Below are 15,362 nucleotides of genomic sequence, written 5' to 3'. Positions count from 1 at the left end.
TGTTTTAAAATTTTCTAACGCACTCATACGGTATTTTTGTATTGTGATACAATGTTTTTTATGTTCTCTATTCTAAGATGTGGTAATTTGCTGACCATCATACAGTCCGCTATACCCCTCAGTAATCAGGGCGTCTCCTGTTTTCAAGCCAGATTTTATTTCCACTGTATCATCGTTTAACCTGCCAATGGTTACAACACGTTTACGCGCTATCAATTTTCCATTTTCAGAAACAGCCACAAATACAAACGTCCCAGTACCATCTGTTTGCAAAGTATTTAATGGAATAGCAATTGCATTTGCTGCGCTATAATCTTCAAATTGTAAAGTAACTACCTGATTAGGTTTGAAAGAGGCGTCAGCCGGCAATTTAGCTTCTACAGCAAACCCTCTTGTGTTGGCATCAATCGCCGCACCTACAAAACTTACAGAGGAAGTAATTGTCCTATTCAAATCGGGAAAAGTTATCAAAACCTTGCTCCCTTTATGAATTGCATTCAAATAGTTTTCCGGCATGGTGCTTACTACTTTCAAGTCACTGTTGTTTACAATTTCAATTTGTGGGCCGGCAGCAGTTACACCTGTGAAAACCTCTCCAACACGTATATCAACAATATTCGCTACACCATCTACGTCGCTATAAACATTGGTGGTATTCAATTGTGTATTAGCTAGTTTTACTTGTTCGTTTACCTGTTCTAGCTGATTCTCAAGTGTGGTAACTTGCGTTTTATTGGTCAGTAAATTTACTTCGGTACCAATGCCTTGATCATAAAGGTTTTTAGTTTTTTGATATACTGTCTTAGCTAAAGACAGCTGCGCCTTAATCGCCCCTGCTTGTTGCTGTGCTGTAGCTACTTGTTGACGCATGACAGCGTCATCTAGTTTTAACAACAGCTGCCCTTTATGAACCCGGTCTCCTTGTTTTACATAGACGGCTTTTACCTGACCACCGCCATTTCTTGGTGTGATATAAGAAATATTGTTTGCATCTACCGTACCCTGTAGTTTGATATAATGACTAAAATTTGCCAAGGCAATTGGTTTAGTAGCCACGAGTTTCATATTAGCGGAATTTGCACTGCTAGTATCCATTTTTGCAATTTCATCTTCTAATTTTTGTATACTTTCATTATCTTTCTGCGATTGTGCTTTTAACTTAAGGAGTTCAGCTTTTTTAGCACTTAGCGCATTATTTCCATCTTTTTTACTTCCACCGCAAGAAGTAACGGCTGTGAATAACAGGGCTACAAAGGTTAATTTTATTATTGTGTTCATATATTTGAATTGTAAGGCTTTTGTGATTTGTTTTATAATTTTCCAGTTGCTTGTAAATAATTAATTTTTGCAATGATAGCATCGTAAAGCGCTGAGTAATAATTGTTTTGTGCCGTCTTTAAATCTGCTTCAGCATTATATATTTCCTGATTGCTTCCAACCCCCGCTTCAAATTTCTTCTTAGTTGTATTATAAACATTTTCGGCCAAAACCATATTTTGCTTTTGATTATCCATCGATAGAATCGCATTGGCAATTTGTACTTTAGCTTGTGCCACATCATTGTCAATGGAAGCCTCCATCTTCTGTATACTATTATTTGTTTTTTGAAGATTTAGCCTTGCTATTCTCAAATTGGATCGTCTCGAGAAGCCATCAAAAATAGAGTAAGATAAATTTAGTCCTATATATGAATTGGTGTACCAATTGCCTTGAGAGCCTCCTTTAAAGAAAGAAAAATCATTACGCTGTGCATTCTTGCTATAACTACCAATAAATGAAAGCTTGGGTATTTGACTTAATTGATATCTTTTAATATTAAATGCATCCAACTTCTTGGAAGTTTCCAGTAATTGATATTCTTTTCTGTCGGCGTAATTATAATCATCATTAAGGATATCACCTTTGATCTTATCCTCGGTAATAGAATCGGTAAGAATCAAAGTATCTTTTTGTGGTAAGTTCATCAAAAATTTCAATCCACTATTGCCGGCATCTAACTGACTTTGTGCCTTCGATTTTTCTGTTTGTAAATTATTAAGCTGTACATTTAATTTATCAATATCTAACTTCTCTGCAAAGCCCTGCTTGAACATCGCTTTTGTATCGTCTAGTAATTTTGAAGTACGTTCCACATTCGCCGTTAAAGTACTGATCTGTTGTTTTCCCACAACTAATTGATAATAGATTTTTTCAACATTTGCCTTAATTGTTTCTTCCGTAACTTCCTTTTGTTTTTGAACTAATTCCAAAGCTGTTTTACGAGCCTGTAACCCAACAAAAACTTGTCCGTCAAACAACAATTGCGATGCAGTAATATTACCCGTAACACTGTATTTCGTACCAAATTGAATCGGTTCATATGTACCAGGTGCTCCGCCAAAAAACTCTGCTGGAACTAATTGGGTCGGGATATTTAAGAAATCCTGCGCATTCCCAGATGCACTTAATTGCGGATAAGCCTGAGCTGTAATTTGATTGTTTGTTTCATTTTGAATTTTATAATCAAGCAAGGCATTTTTAACTTCTACACTATTTTGTTTAGCATAATCAACCGCTTGTTGCACCGAGAATTTATATACCTGTTGCGATCTAACGGTGAAAATGCCCGTGATAGAAACAAGTAACACACTAAATACGTTAATCATCAATTTTTTCATATAATATATCTATTTTGTAGAATGAGTTTTTATAGCTAACAGTTCCTTTTACGGCAAACCTCTTACTCTTTTCCATATTTACAGACGCAAATCTATTCGACCCTCCAAACTAAAAAAATGCATTTTCGATAAACGGTTATTTACCTTCGGTAAGCGGTAAACCGAGAAATTAGTTGATAGAACAATTTTACATTTTACCGCAACCAGATATTTCCACTTTGGAAAGAATGCGTTGCAAATTTTCCAACAATTCCTTGCGTTCTCTATTATTTAAAAATGAGAACATTTCCTTTTCGGCCTCATAGATCATTTCTCTTATCTGTTCAGTAACAAAATTCCCTACATCCGTAGTTTGTACAATCGTTTTACGTTTGTCTTTGGGGTGAGGCAATATCTTTATAAGTCCTTTTTTTTCAAAGACAGTAAGAGTACGCTTTACAGAGGCTTTATCCCTGTTACAGACGGAAGCGACCTCTTGCTGAGAAATATTATCGCCAAAAAAAACACACATTAATACAGGTAATTGATCCATATCAATTGGAATTTCCTTTTCCTTTATCAGCTGATTTCCCCTTAATTGAATAAGATGGCTAATACGATGAATATGATAAGTAAGTGTGCCTTTTATCTCCGTTAAATATGGGTTTTCTATATCCATTCATTTAAAATTTGGTGGCAAAGGTAGTATTATGTTGATATATCAACCAAACATTTTTTCTCAAGAAGCGATCCTTTATTTAAATGTATTACATAAAGGCACATTCTCACCGTGAGCAGTTATCGGTATCACTATCGGCGAACCTGGGTTTTCAGCTAAAGGAGAATCAAGAGCGGGTAAAAAATCAAAATTTGTTTCCTTCACGCAATGCCGTTTAAAGTTTGACTTGCTTTACTTTTTGCTCTAATTAATTAATTTAAACAGCTTTTTCAGGATATTCCGCATTGATTTTTTTACATTTGTGGCATATATCGTTGGAGGTAAACTTATAGAATGAAAAAAATTGAGTTGGAAATAGTTGCTCTGTCACATAGTATGTCGGGTACACAGTCTTACGCTGTTGTATTGGGCGAATTAAATGGTTTGAGAAAGTTGCCTATCGTCATTGGCAGTTTTGAAGCACAGGCCATTGCGGTAGCTTTAGAAAGAATGAAACCAACAAGGCCATTGACACATGATTTAATTAAGAATTTCACTACTGCCTTTAATATAGAACTCATTGAGGTCATTATTAACGATTTGCAAGAAGGCGTTTTTTATTCTACATTGGTTTGCATGAATGATAGGCAAACTGCCGAAATAGACAGTCGTACAAGCGATGCAATCGCATTGGCTGTTCGTTTTGGCTGTCCAATTTATACCTACGAACACATATTAGATAGTGCCAGTTTGGTCATTGAAGAAAGTAATGTATCGTCTACTGCTGAGCAGACTTTAGCTCCACAAACACCAACTGTCAATACCAACGATGATCTTTCAAGATTGAGTATTGAAGAATTACAAAACATGCTCAATCAGGTTTTGGAAGCCGAAGATTATATAAGGGCAGCAGCTATTCGCGACGAAATCAACCGAAGAAAAAAATAATTTTCCCATCCGAAAAGCCAAATTTTAATGCATGATAAATTTTCCAAATGCTAAAATAAATTTGGGTCTATATGTTACAGAAAAGCGTAGTGACGGGTTTCATAATATCTCCAGCATTTTCTACCCTATTAGTTTGTGCGACGCGTTAGAAATCATACCTAATCATACGGGTGCCGAAGAATTTACACTAAATATTTCTGGAATAACCATCGAGGGTTCACTCGAAAACAATCTTTGCACAAAGGCCTTTCAGCTTTTAAAAAAAGATTTCCCTCAGTTGCCTGACATTTCAAGTTACCTACTTAAACATATTCCTTTAGGCGCAGGTTTGGGTGGTGGTAGTGCCGATGGGGCTTTTATGCTGAGATTATTAAACGAAGCATTTCAATTACAAATTGCCGAGCAAAAATTAAAAGATTATGGGCTGATGCTAGGGAGTGATTGTCCGTTCTTTATGCTCAATCAACCTTGTATAGCTACAGGTAGAGGCGAATTATTGCAACCAATTAAGCTCGATTTAAGTAATTATTTTATTGTACTGGTTCATCCTAAGATACACGTGCATACCGGAATGGCATTTGCTAAAATTACACCTAAAGCCCCCATTGAACCGATAGAAAGAATTATTCGACAACCGGTAGAAAATTGGAAAGATTTATTGAGAAATGATTTTGAAGCATCTGTATTTGCACAATATCCGGCTATTGGTTCTTTAAAAGAGACAATGTACAAAAAGGGGGCGATATACGCATCTATGTCGGGCTCAGGAAGTAGTGTATATGGGCTTTTCAAAGAAGATCCGGAGAATATAAGTTTCAGTTTCCCCAAAGAATATTTTTTATTTCAATCGAAATTGTAAGTTAAAAGTAAAACCTACGTAAATAGATTTGGGTACACAAAAAATAAAGTCGGCAACTCTTTTCTTATATTCACTCACAGCATATCTTCCGCGGAGAAATTAAAGGGTAACAACTGACGTGCATTCTCTACGATGATTACTTCTCCTTCCATCCCACTCAAAATAATTTTTATGGGTTGCTTAAACCGATTCTCCTGTTCTAACAAAGCTTGCCTGCACATCCCACAAGGAGCGACAGGACGAAGGCTTTCTCCATTCAAATTATGATAACTAATTGCAATGGTTTTAACTGCAACATTCGGCTGAACTGAAGAAATGGTACTCAGCAACACACGTTCAGCGCAAATGCCCACAGGATAACTGGCATTCTCCTGATTGGTGCCTTTCACTATTGCACCATTGTGCATCAAAGCGATAGCTGAAACTTGGAAAGAAGAATAGGGTACATACGCATTCTGTGTATTAGCCCTTGCCTTTTGTAAAAGCAGAGTATCTTCTTCACTTAATTGATCAATATCCGTGAATATCTGATAGGTAAAACTGTATTCCTTTTCCATAGAGCATTTATTAAAATTAGAAACCTCAAAGCCAAAAGCAATGAGGTTATTAATTCTTTAAAGATAGACTTTTATTTACTTAATTACTTTAAAAATTCGCTTCCAGCGCGGACCATTCTGCCAGCTAAACCAAATAAGTGAAGCCTTGCCTACAACGGCCGTTTCAGGCACAAAACCCCAATAGCGACTATCTTGGCTACGATGACGATTGTCCCCCATCATCCAATAATAATTATATTGAAAAGTGTATTGATTTGTTGGCTTACCATCAATTACAAATTGACCATTATTCTCTGTCAATATATGATGTTCGTAAGTGGTAATTATTCTTCTATATATAGGAAGATTTTGCTGTGTGAGTGTTACCGTCACACCTTTTTTGGGAATCCATAAGGGGCCAAAATTATCCGGTGTCCAACTGCTGTCTGACTCACTGTAATAAGGGAAAAGACCATGATTTGTTTGAATATAAAATTGCACATTCACCACATTCGGTAACTTTTTCACTTGTGCAATTTCATCTGCTGTCGCATCAAAAATATATTGATTGTTTCCTTGTGGGCTGAACTCAGGTTCATCGCTTGCGTTTACAGGATCAATTTTTATATGTATTTGATTTCTTAAAACGTCGTCAGAAAAAGCATTCCCATTTGTAGTCACCAAATACTCCATTTGAGAAGTCGGTGGTATATATGCCTTCTTCCCATTTACATACAGTTCAGTATTGATAATCTGAATCGTATCGCCTGCAATACCGGTACATCTTTTTATATAATTGTCGGTTTTATCAATGGGGTGAACCAGTATTTTATGCTGTGCAAATAAAGTAGCCCTATCCCCATGATACTGCTCACGTAACACTTGATAATAGGGTAATTCTGAGCCATAACCAGCTTCATTAATAATCGTGTCTCCCGCAGGAAAATTGAATACGACGACGTCATTGCGCTTTATTTCTCCAAAAGCAGGCAGGCGTCTATATTTTAGATGAACCAACTTAGTATAAGAAGGAACAGTTGTAGAAAAAGGCATAAAATTATGCACAAAAGGAAAACTTACTGGCGTTTCCGGTACTCTTGCACCATAGGTCATTTTATCAACAAACAAAAAGTCGTTTATCAATAAAGTTTTTTCCATACTTCCTGTAGGAATTACATAAGCTTCAAAAATAAATGTGCGAATGATGGTAGCTGCTACAGTGGCGAAAACCAGCGCATCGACCCATTCACGGGTAGTAGATTTCTTATAATGCTTTACTCCTTCCGGACCAACATATCTAACGTCTTTAGAAAAGCCTATATAGGGTAAATAAACGAAAGGTACCAATGTCGTAAGCGTATGATCTATAAAAGAAAATTTACCAAACTGCATTACAAATATGATCGTCATCCATATCGTAATAAACTGTCCGGCGATAGGTATAAACTGTAACCAAAACCAAAGTTTATTAATGCCGCAAAGATTACAAATAATCCAAGTATTATAAAAAGGGATAAAAGCTTTCCAGGGTGCTACCCCTGCTTTTTTAAACATGCCATAGATACCTATTGGCCATCCTATTAAATATAAAATCACGTAAATAGAAACCATGCTGAAAAGTTTTTTGTTTTAGCTTGAAGCAAATGTAAGGTAATTATTTATTGCACAATTTGATAATTTGATAAGGAAACAATAAAATAGATAAATAGACGGAATCCCGGTTGAACCGGTAAAAACAGTGGGTGAGTATAATATTAAAGTTCGGAATAAACGTCATTTCAATCGAATCCTAATTACCCATCACCCTATTGTTTCTTTAAACAAAAAATAAAAATTTAATTTTTTTCACCTAACTTAGAAATGCATTCAGGTTTTGGTCTTTGCTAAAAGTGATTTTCGTAGGAACAGCCAAAAAAAAAATTCATTAAATGAAAGAAAGTAAAATTTCTAAAAATGTATTGCCCGTTTCGGTGGGGCTTCAGCCGTCGCTGGATGCGGAGAATATGAAACCCAAAATTCCGCAGAACAAAAAGAGACTGGTTTCCATCTCCCTTTTAGCTATCGCCATAGGCATTGTTGTAAGCTTGGTCGCCAAGTTCCTAATGTATATTATCAATCTAATTACCAATATTTCCTTTTATGGGACTCTTGCGGGTGCCGGAAATCCATCAAATAACCATCTAGGTATTTGGGGGATTTTCATTCCGGCTATTGGTGGTTTAATCGTAGGGTTAATGATTTATTATGGTTCGATAGGCATTCGCGGTCATGGCATTCCAGAAGCAATGGAACAAATATTGACCAATAAAAGTAAAATAAATCCCAATATCGTTTACCTCAAACCTATTTCCTCAGCCATAGCTATAGGAACCGGAGGACCGTTTGGAGCAGAAGGTCCGGTAATTGCTACTGGCGGCGCTTTAGGCTCTGCTGTTGGACAAATACTGAAAATTACAGACAAAGAGCGAAAAATACTGTTGTCTGCCGGCGCGGCGGCGGGCATGGCAGCTGTCTTTGGAAGTCCCATTGCATCTATATTCCTGGCGATAGAATTATTGTTGTTTGAATTTTCTCCTCGCTCCTTGATCCCTATTGCATTGGCATGTATTACAGGTGCAGCTGGGCATCATTTGTTATTTAGTTCACAGCCTATCTTTCCTATGCGCAATGTCGCCGTGGCAAGCAATATTGCATTGCTGTGGTATAGCGTTATTGGTATCGCTATCGGCTTCCTATCCATTCTTTCTACTAAACTTGTTTTTTGGTCGGAGGATCTTTTTAAAAAAATTCCTATCCATTTTATGTGGTACCCGGCAATTGGTGGACTTATCGTGGGTGTCATAGGTTATTTTGCGCCCAGAACATTAGGCGTAGGCTATTACAATATTACTGATATTCTCTCTGGACATCTTACATTCAATCTCATATTATCTTTAGCCACTTTAAAATTTCTTTCATGGGCAATTGCATTGGGTAGTGGAACCTCAGGCGGGACACTTGCCCCGTTGTTCACTATTGGGGGTGCCACGGGTTTATTGTTGGGGTTATTTATTAATCGATATTTCCCCCACGCAGGTGTGGCTCTTCCTATGGCTGCACTCATAGGCATGTCGGCCATGTTTGCAGGTGCTTCCCGTGCTTTGCTTACTTCTATTATTTTTGCTATAGAAAGTACGGGTCAATCCAACGCCTTACTTCCTTTGTTGGCAGCCTGCTCTGCATCTTATTTTATATCTTTTTTCTTTATGAAAACGACGATTATGACGGAAAAGATATTCCGCAAAGGGGTAAAAGTTCCTGAATCATATGAACCGGATGCATTAGAAAGGATAAAAGTTTCTCAAGTCCTTACCTCTTCTTTTCCCATGTTAAAAGAAGATGATAAGATTGAAGATGCGCAAAAAAAATTGGCTGAAACAAGTGAAGATGTTGATTACATTATTATTACCGATCAAAATGGGAATTATAAAGGCTTCCTTAATTGGAGAAGTTTATGGGAGGCAGACACTTCGACGGAAAAACTAGGTCAGTTGCTCATTAATACCGATAAAACACCTATCAATGACAATGCAAGTTTAATAGAGGCCATTCAAATACTGTTGGAAGAAAAAGAAGATGTGTTACCTGTGATTTCCAATATAGATCAACACTTTATAGGTTTACTTACGAATAGAAATGTCTTATCAGCCTACAAAATATTACTAGATCAGGACAAAGAATTTGATCCAAGCATCTCACTTAAGCGCAAAAGACTGAAAGCTATAGCAAAGGGTCATCAATTATATGAACAATGGAAAGCTCATAGATAAAATGCAAGATCTGACAAGGACGGTGAAGGAAACTTTTAATTTATCGTATCATTCCCTTATTTTTGTACGCATTAAATTATTCACTCTTAAAAATAATTTTTTCTAATGGCTGAAAAAATAAAAGTAGCCAATCCGGTGGTCGAACTGGATGGCGATGAAATGACACGAATTATCTGGAAATTCATCAAAGACAAACTCATTCTACCTTATCTGGATATTGATATAAAGTATTACGACCTGGGTATAGAGCATCGGGATGCCACCAACGACCAGGTAACTATTGATGCGGCACATGCCATTTTGCAACACGGTGTAGGTATTAAATGCGCAACTATAACACCTGACGAATTAAGGGTAACAGAATTTGGGTTAAAGCAAATGTGGCGCTCTCCCAATGGTACAATCCGTAATATTTTGGATGGTACCGTATTCCGCGAACCGATTGTTTGCAAAAATGTTCCTCGTCTGGTACCCAATTGGACGGCTCCCATCTGCATAGGCCGTCACGCCTTTGGCGATCAATACCGCGCTACCGATTTCGTTACTAAAGGAAAGGGTAAACTTACTATTAAGTTTGAAGGTGAAGACGGAAGCGTACAAGAATTTGAAGTGCATAATTTCAAAGGCGATGGCGTAGCAATGGCAATGTATAATACTGATGAAAGCATCAAAGGCTTTGCTCACGCATGTTTCAACCAGGCATTGAGTAAGGGATGGCCTTTATACCTTTCAACAAAAAATACCATCCTTAAAAAATATGATGGCCGCTTTAAAGATATTTTTGAAGACATATATCAACAAGAATATAAAACTAAATTCGAAGCTGCTGGCATCGTTTATGAACATCGCTTAATCGATGACATGGTAGCTTCTGCCTTAAAATGGAACGGAAATTTTGTATGGGCCTGTAAAAATTACGATGGCGATGTACAAAGTGACACCGTAGCACAAGGTTTTGGTAGCTTGGGGTTAATGACTTCAACATTGGTAACACCAGACGGGAAAGTGATGGAGGCTGAGGCGGCACACGGCACTGTTACACGTCACTATCGCGAACACCAAAAAGGGAACAAAACCTCTACAAACCCTGTTGCATCGATCTTTGCGTGGACTCGTGGTTTGGCTTTCCGCGGAAAGCTAGACGACAACCAAGCATTAATTGATTTTTCCCATGCATTAGAAACAGTTTGTATTGAAACTGTCGAAAGTGGTAAAATGACGAAAGATTTAGCGGTTTGTATCCACGGTAACAAAGTTCAACATGGTAAAGATTATCAGACCACTGAAGAATTTTTAGACGAGTTGGATAAAAATCTACAAAAAAAACTAGGCTAAAATAATTTCTCTATAATGGCAAGAAGCAGTAGGACTTAAATCTTACTGCTTCTTTTTTGATGGGAACTACATAAAAAATTGTTCTGAAATAATCTTTCCGTCTTTCACCCGATACAAAGCAATTTCCTCCATCGCCTCACGCTCGCGCCCTTTCATTTTAGCCTCAAACCCCATGCGACAAGCAAATGTATTTCCAGAAACAATCGGCCTATCCGTAAAGCCACCATACATTTCTTCCACCATTTCATTAAACTTCACACCCTTTTCTTTTACAGCTGCTATGCCTTGAACCTGCGGCCAAGGCGAACCCTCCGGTTCGGTACTTTTTACATCTTGTGCATACAATTCGTCTTGAATTTCATCAAATTTTCCTTCTTGAGCCAACATATAAAACCTGTCAGCTATTTGTTGCGTTGTCATTGTTTTTTTACTTTAAAATGAAAGAATAATTTTTTACTAAAGTTAGGACTTGTTTTTTCAAATAAACATATAAAAATAACTGTTCACCGAAAATTATTATTGCACAAAAAAATCATTTCTATTAGCTTACTTTTGTGTCAAACAAAGGTTAAAAAATGACAATTATTCCAGCAATAGATATTATCGATGGCAAATGTGTGCGCCTTACGCAAGGCGATTATATGCAGAAGACTATCTATCATGAAAATCCGGTAGATGTAGCTAAATCATTTGAAGACATAGGTTTACAACGATTGCACTTGGTAGATTTAGATGGTGCAAAAGCGGGCAAAGTTACGAATTGGAAAGTGTTGGAGAATATTACGGCATCAACAAATATGATAATTGATTTTGGCGGCGGAATCAAACAAAAAGAAGATGTGGAATTAGTATTAAACTCGGGTGCCAAATACGCTACCATTGGAAGTTTAGCGGTCAAAGACGAAGCACTTTTTTCGGAGTGGATAGAAAATTATGACCCAGAAAGATTTTTGTTGGGCGCCGATGTAAAGGACGAAAAAATAACCATTAGCGGCTGGTTAGAAACGACAGATATTGATATTTTTTCTTTTATAAAAAAATACACAGCCAAAGGTATTAATAACGTTTTTTGTACAGATGTAAGTAAAGATGGTTTGCTACAAGGCCCGTCGATAGACTTGTATAAAAAAATAATTGCACAATTTCCTGCTATTAATTTTATTGCAAGCGGAGGAGTAAGTAATATTGACGATCTGAAGACTTTACAGAGTATAGGTTGCAGCGGTGCAATTGTTGGCAAAGCCATTTACGAGGGGAAAATAAATTTGGAAGAATTGATTTCAGAAGCAAAGAGAACAAGCTAATAGAAAAGTATTGTACAATCAGGCACCTCCAATTATCCATTTGTGTTACCTGAACTCATATTGGTTGTAGAGTTGTAAAATTTAATCTTATATAACATTTGTGTGTTTATAGGGATGCCCCGAAAATAAGCCGGTTTCCATTTTTTAGAAATCTTCAAAAATTCGTCGATTACTTCCTTATCAAAATCCGGATTGATTGATTTTTCGATTTTTATGTTTTCCAATATCCCTTTTTCAGTAATGATAAAGGAAGCCAAAAAGGTTTTGGCCGTTACAATATGTTCGTCCTTTACTTGGTTTAAAATAATACCCTGTAGATTTCCTTTACCGGTATACCTGGGTGTAACAAAATTATTAGCCTTATAGAGGATGTCATTTCCATACATCCCAATAGAATCCAAATATTCCTTTTGACGGCTTAGGTACGTCTCAGACAAAAATCTATATCTTCTAAAACCTGCCAAAGAAATCGTTAGTGCAGTATCATTTAAGACTTCAATCTTGTATCTGTCAAAACCAATTGTAAGCGCATCTCCATTTATTTTCCATGCAACATTATATTGATCCCAGGCAGGTGCAAGGCTAATATTCAAGTTAGATTTACCGAAGGTATATCGCATGTAAAATGTGTCATTTGAAAATTCTCGATCCGACAAATTTTCAACTGAAGTTTTAACCCAAGATTGAACGATAGCATTTTTACTTTGGGAATAGGCAAAGCTGCTGAACGAAAGAAGTAAGACTGAAAATAGTAATTTCATATTGATGCACAGCAACTAGGGGCAAAACGTTCGTATTAAAAAAGGATTGAAGACATTCCAAGCAAAATTAGGTGCTGAAATTTACTTCTGCACCATTAGCTTTCGCAGAAGTGCAATAATAAACGTCAACACTGCCGAGCCAATAATTGACCAAATAATGGGAAAGACTTCGCCCTGGATATTTACAGACCATATTACAGGTAGATGAAACTTCACCGCGAGCAATTTGCCAATGTAGGCCCCTACAAAACCTACAACGATAGAAACAAAGCAGCCGCCCAGTGAATAGCCGGCAAGGCTTTGTCCGATACCTCCACAGATGGCTGCAATTAATAGCAACACAAGGAATCCGAATAAGGTCATAGCTTTAGAATTAAAGATGAACAATGCATTTTAAAGATAATATATTTTTTGATAGAAACAAATTTTCAGGGAAGAAAAAGTCTAGCATATGTTTGTTTCAATGAGTTTCTGATTTAATTACGAGAGTCCATACCTGGTCATTTTCGTTTCTTTCTGATGGGGCAGAACGAACGCGATAACTGTATGTCAAATCTGATGTTCCACAGCAAAGAATACCTGGTGCTAATTTAAATAAGCATGCGATTAACAGACATCAATCATTAAAAAGTTAAACAATACAGTTAACTCAAAATCCATCTTTGAACATTGAGCCAGTTGGCTTATCTTCGTGCCACTAAAAAATAAAATTTAGCCTTATGAACTTGCACGAATATCAGGCAAAAGAGCTTTTGAAAAAATTCAATGTCCCTGTACAAGAGGGCATTTCAGTGGACTCCGTAATGGCAGCCGAAGAAGCTTATCGCCAAATAAAATCTGAGACCAATAGTAAGTTTGCAGTTATAAAAGCGCAGATACACGCAGGCGGTCGTGGGAAAGGAAAAATTATAGGCAGTGAACAGCATGGCGTACAAGTAGTGAAGAGTGCAGAAGAAGCGATTGAAGTAGCAAAGAATATTTTGGGCGGAACCTTGGTTACCATTCAAACGGGTGCCGCAGGCAAAAAAGTAAACAAGATATTTATTGCAAAGGATGCTTATTACGAAGGGCCTGACTCGACAAAAGAATTGTATTTGTCAATTTTGCTCGATCGTGCAAAAGGGCAAAACGTAATTATGTATAGTACCGAAGGTGGAATGGACATTGAAGAAGTGGCACATAATACACCGGACAAAATATTTAAAGAATGGGTGCATCCGGCCGGCGGCTTGTTAGCTTTTCAAGCGCGCAAAATTGCATTCAACTTAGGTTTGAGTGGAGATGCTTTTAAAAATTGCGTGAAGTTTGTAACCAATTTATACAACGCTTATGTTGGTACTGATGCAAGTATGTTGGAAATAAATCCTTTGTTCAAAACTTCAGACAATAAAATAATCGCGGTGGATTGTAAACTCAATATCGACGACAGCGCATTGATGCGTCGTCCGGATATTGCTGCTTTACGCGATGTAACAGAAGAAGACCCCACAGAAGTAGAAGCCGGGCAATACAACCTGAACTTTGTAAAATTAGATGGTAACGTTGGCTGTATGGTTAATGGCGCAGGTCTTGCAATGGCTACCATGGACATGATAAAATTGAGTGGTGGTGAACCTGCCAACTTTTTGGACGTCGGCGGTACTGCCAATGCGGAAACAGTAGAAGCCGGGTTTAGGATCATTTTGAAAGACCCAAATGTAAAAGCTATTTTAATTAATATTTTTGGTGGAATTGTTCGTTGTGACCGGGTTGCAGCCGGAGTGATTGAGGCCTTTAATAAAATGGGAAATATAGAAATTCCTATAATTGTGCGCTTACAAGGAACAAATGCGACAGAAGCTAAAAAATTAATTGATGAAAGTGGTTTGAAAGTGGAATCTGCTATCTTGCTAAGCGAAGCCGCTGAATTAGTAAAAAAAGCAGTAGCATAAATCTAATAAATAGACGTTTAAGTCATACATAAAGTGCCGTGAACACCCAGTTTACGGCGCTTTTATTTAAAAATGATCCACCAATCTGACACACGCTTTGGATTTACTTTGTCCAAAACTATTTGTTTTGTCTTTATCCAAAGCAATAGCTAGATGGAAGTAGCAATCCATGCACTCAAAGCTCAATTTCTAAATCAAACCTGAGGTAACTATCTCGTTTCTATATTATTTCTTTAAATCGGCAGGCGAAAGAATTCACGACAAACCATGGCAAAACAAATATAGATTGTATATGTTTCCAATCTCGATAACAACGATAAATTGCCTAAGTACTTCAAGCATGGTTACGCGAAATGAAATTTCAGCAATTTTTTGGAAATAAATGATAATATTATTGACAGTTTAATGTTCATTAACGAGTCGGTATATAAATCTTTTCTATTTTCATTGATTATATAATTGTCAATAATATGAGAAAGGCCACACTTGTTTTAATACTCTTTGCCTGCAGTCATTCAATTTGGGCGCAGAACCAAAAAGAGAACTTAGTGCAATATGTAAAACCTATTATCGGTACCGAACGTA

14 protein-coding genes are annotated in these 15,362 nt (G+C 37.0%); 6 read left to right on the top strand and 8 right to left on the bottom strand.

What is annotated here, in order from left to right:
• Positions 1 to 72 precede the first annotated feature (72 nt).
• The 3 genes from ACQR30_RS09080 to ACQR30_RS09070 form a co-directional block, all read right to left on the bottom strand.
• Positions 73 to 1,278 (bottom strand): efflux RND transporter periplasmic adaptor subunit, encoded by a 1,206-nt coding sequence (locus ACQR30_RS09080; RefSeq protein WP_429734238.1) that lies wholly within the window; start codon positions 1,276 to 1,278, stop codon positions 73 to 75.
• 32 nt (positions 1,279 to 1,310) lie between these two features.
• Positions 1,311 to 2,657, bottom strand: a complete 1,347-nt coding sequence (locus ACQR30_RS09075; RefSeq protein ID WP_429734236.1) for a TolC family protein — start codon at positions 2,655 to 2,657, stop codon at positions 1,311 to 1,313.
• A 187-nt stretch (positions 2,658 to 2,844) separates the two neighbouring features.
• Entirely contained in the window at positions 2,845 to 3,315 is a 471-nt protein-coding gene (locus tag ACQR30_RS09070) for a MarR family winged helix-turn-helix transcriptional regulator (protein WP_429734234.1), read from the bottom strand.
• 333 nt (positions 3,316 to 3,648) lie between these two features.
• Here ACQR30_RS09070 and ACQR30_RS09065 point away from each other — a divergent pair, with 333 nt between their 5' ends.
• The gene (locus ACQR30_RS09065) at positions 3,649 to 4,242 is read left to right on the top strand and encodes a bifunctional nuclease domain-containing protein (RefSeq protein WP_429734232.1); all 594 of its coding nucleotides are present in this window, start codon (positions 3,649 to 3,651) and stop codon (positions 4,240 to 4,242) included.
• A 31-nt stretch (positions 4,243 to 4,273) separates the two neighbouring features.
• Positions 4,274 to 5,101: a 4-(cytidine 5'-diphospho)-2-C-methyl-D-erythritol kinase gene (gene ispE, locus ACQR30_RS09060; protein WP_429734230.1), complete on the top strand. Its 828-nt coding sequence runs from the start codon at positions 4,274 to 4,276 to the stop codon at positions 5,099 to 5,101.
• A gap of 74 nt (positions 5,102 to 5,175) precedes the next feature.
• On the opposite strand, the gene ACQR30_RS09055 is transcribed toward ispE, so the two are convergent.
• Both ACQR30_RS09055 and ACQR30_RS09050 read right to left on the bottom strand, forming a co-directional pair.
• Positions 5,176 to 5,658: a cytidine deaminase gene (locus ACQR30_RS09055; RefSeq protein WP_429734228.1), complete on the bottom strand. Its 483-nt coding sequence runs from the start codon at positions 5,656 to 5,658 to the stop codon at positions 5,176 to 5,178.
• A 75-nt stretch (positions 5,659 to 5,733) separates the two neighbouring features.
• Positions 5,734 to 7,248, bottom strand: a complete 1,515-nt coding sequence (locus ACQR30_RS09050; RefSeq protein WP_429734226.1) for a S26 family signal peptidase — start codon at positions 7,246 to 7,248, stop codon at positions 5,734 to 5,736.
• Positions 7,249 to 7,565: 317 nt separating this feature from the next.
• Here ACQR30_RS09050 and ACQR30_RS09045 point away from each other — a divergent pair, with 317 nt between their 5' ends.
• Together ACQR30_RS09045 and ACQR30_RS09040 are read left to right on the top strand one after the other, a co-directional pair.
• Positions 7,566 to 9,446 carry a chloride channel protein gene (locus ACQR30_RS09045; protein WP_429734224.1) on the top strand — a complete coding sequence of 627 codons (1,881 nt, stop codon included), beginning with the start codon at positions 7,566 to 7,568 and terminating at the stop codon, positions 9,444 to 9,446.
• A 105-nt stretch (positions 9,447 to 9,551) separates the two neighbouring features.
• The gene (locus tag ACQR30_RS09040) at positions 9,552 to 10,781 is read left to right on the top strand and encodes an NADP-dependent isocitrate dehydrogenase (RefSeq protein WP_429734222.1); all 1,230 of its coding nucleotides are present in this window, start codon (positions 9,552 to 9,554) and stop codon (positions 10,779 to 10,781) included.
• Positions 10,782 to 10,847: 66 nt separating this feature from the next.
• Here the strand turns inward: ACQR30_RS09040 and ACQR30_RS09035 are convergent, their stop codons facing one another.
• Complete coding sequence (locus ACQR30_RS09035) at positions 10,848 to 11,201, bottom strand: SnoaL-like domain-containing protein (RefSeq protein ID WP_429734220.1); 354 nt, start codon at positions 11,199 to 11,201, stop codon at positions 10,848 to 10,850.
• A 155-nt stretch (positions 11,202 to 11,356) separates the two neighbouring features.
• Between ACQR30_RS09035 and hisA the strand changes: the two genes are divergently transcribed.
• Positions 11,357 to 12,085 carry a 1-(5-phosphoribosyl)-5-[(5-phosphoribosylamino)methylideneamino]imidazole-4-carboxamide isomerase gene (hisA, locus tag ACQR30_RS09030; RefSeq protein WP_429734218.1) on the top strand — a complete coding sequence of 243 codons (729 nt, stop codon included), beginning with the start codon at positions 11,357 to 11,359 and terminating at the stop codon, positions 12,083 to 12,085.
• A 32-nt stretch (positions 12,086 to 12,117) separates the two neighbouring features.
• Here hisA and ACQR30_RS09025 read toward each other — a convergent pair whose 3' ends face one another.
• Positions 12,118 to 12,846 carry an energy transducer TonB gene (locus tag ACQR30_RS09025; RefSeq protein ID WP_429734216.1) on the bottom strand — a complete coding sequence of 243 codons (729 nt, stop codon included), beginning with the start codon at positions 12,844 to 12,846 and terminating at the stop codon, positions 12,118 to 12,120.
• An 81-nt stretch (positions 12,847 to 12,927) separates the two neighbouring features.
• A complete protein-coding gene (locus tag ACQR30_RS09020) occupies positions 12,928 to 13,209 on the bottom strand; it encodes a GlsB/YeaQ/YmgE family stress response membrane protein (protein ID WP_429734214.1) in 282 nt (93 codons plus the stop codon).
• A 356-nt stretch (positions 13,210 to 13,565) separates the two neighbouring features.
• Here ACQR30_RS09020 and sucC point away from each other — a divergent pair, with 356 nt between their 5' ends.
• Positions 13,566 to 14,777, top strand: coding sequence for an ADP-forming succinate--CoA ligase subunit beta (gene sucC / locus ACQR30_RS09015; protein ID WP_429734212.1), 1,212 nt, complete (start codon positions 13,566 to 13,568; stop codon positions 14,775 to 14,777).
• Positions 14,778 to 15,362: the final 585 nt, after the last annotated feature.

Origin of the sequence: Arachidicoccus sp. (assembly GCF_050436765.1) — a bacterium.
Lineage (GTDB): Bacteria > Bacteroidota > Bacteroidia > Chitinophagales > Chitinophagaceae > Arachidicoccus.
This window is presented reverse-complemented; position numbering and strand designations above follow the sequence as displayed.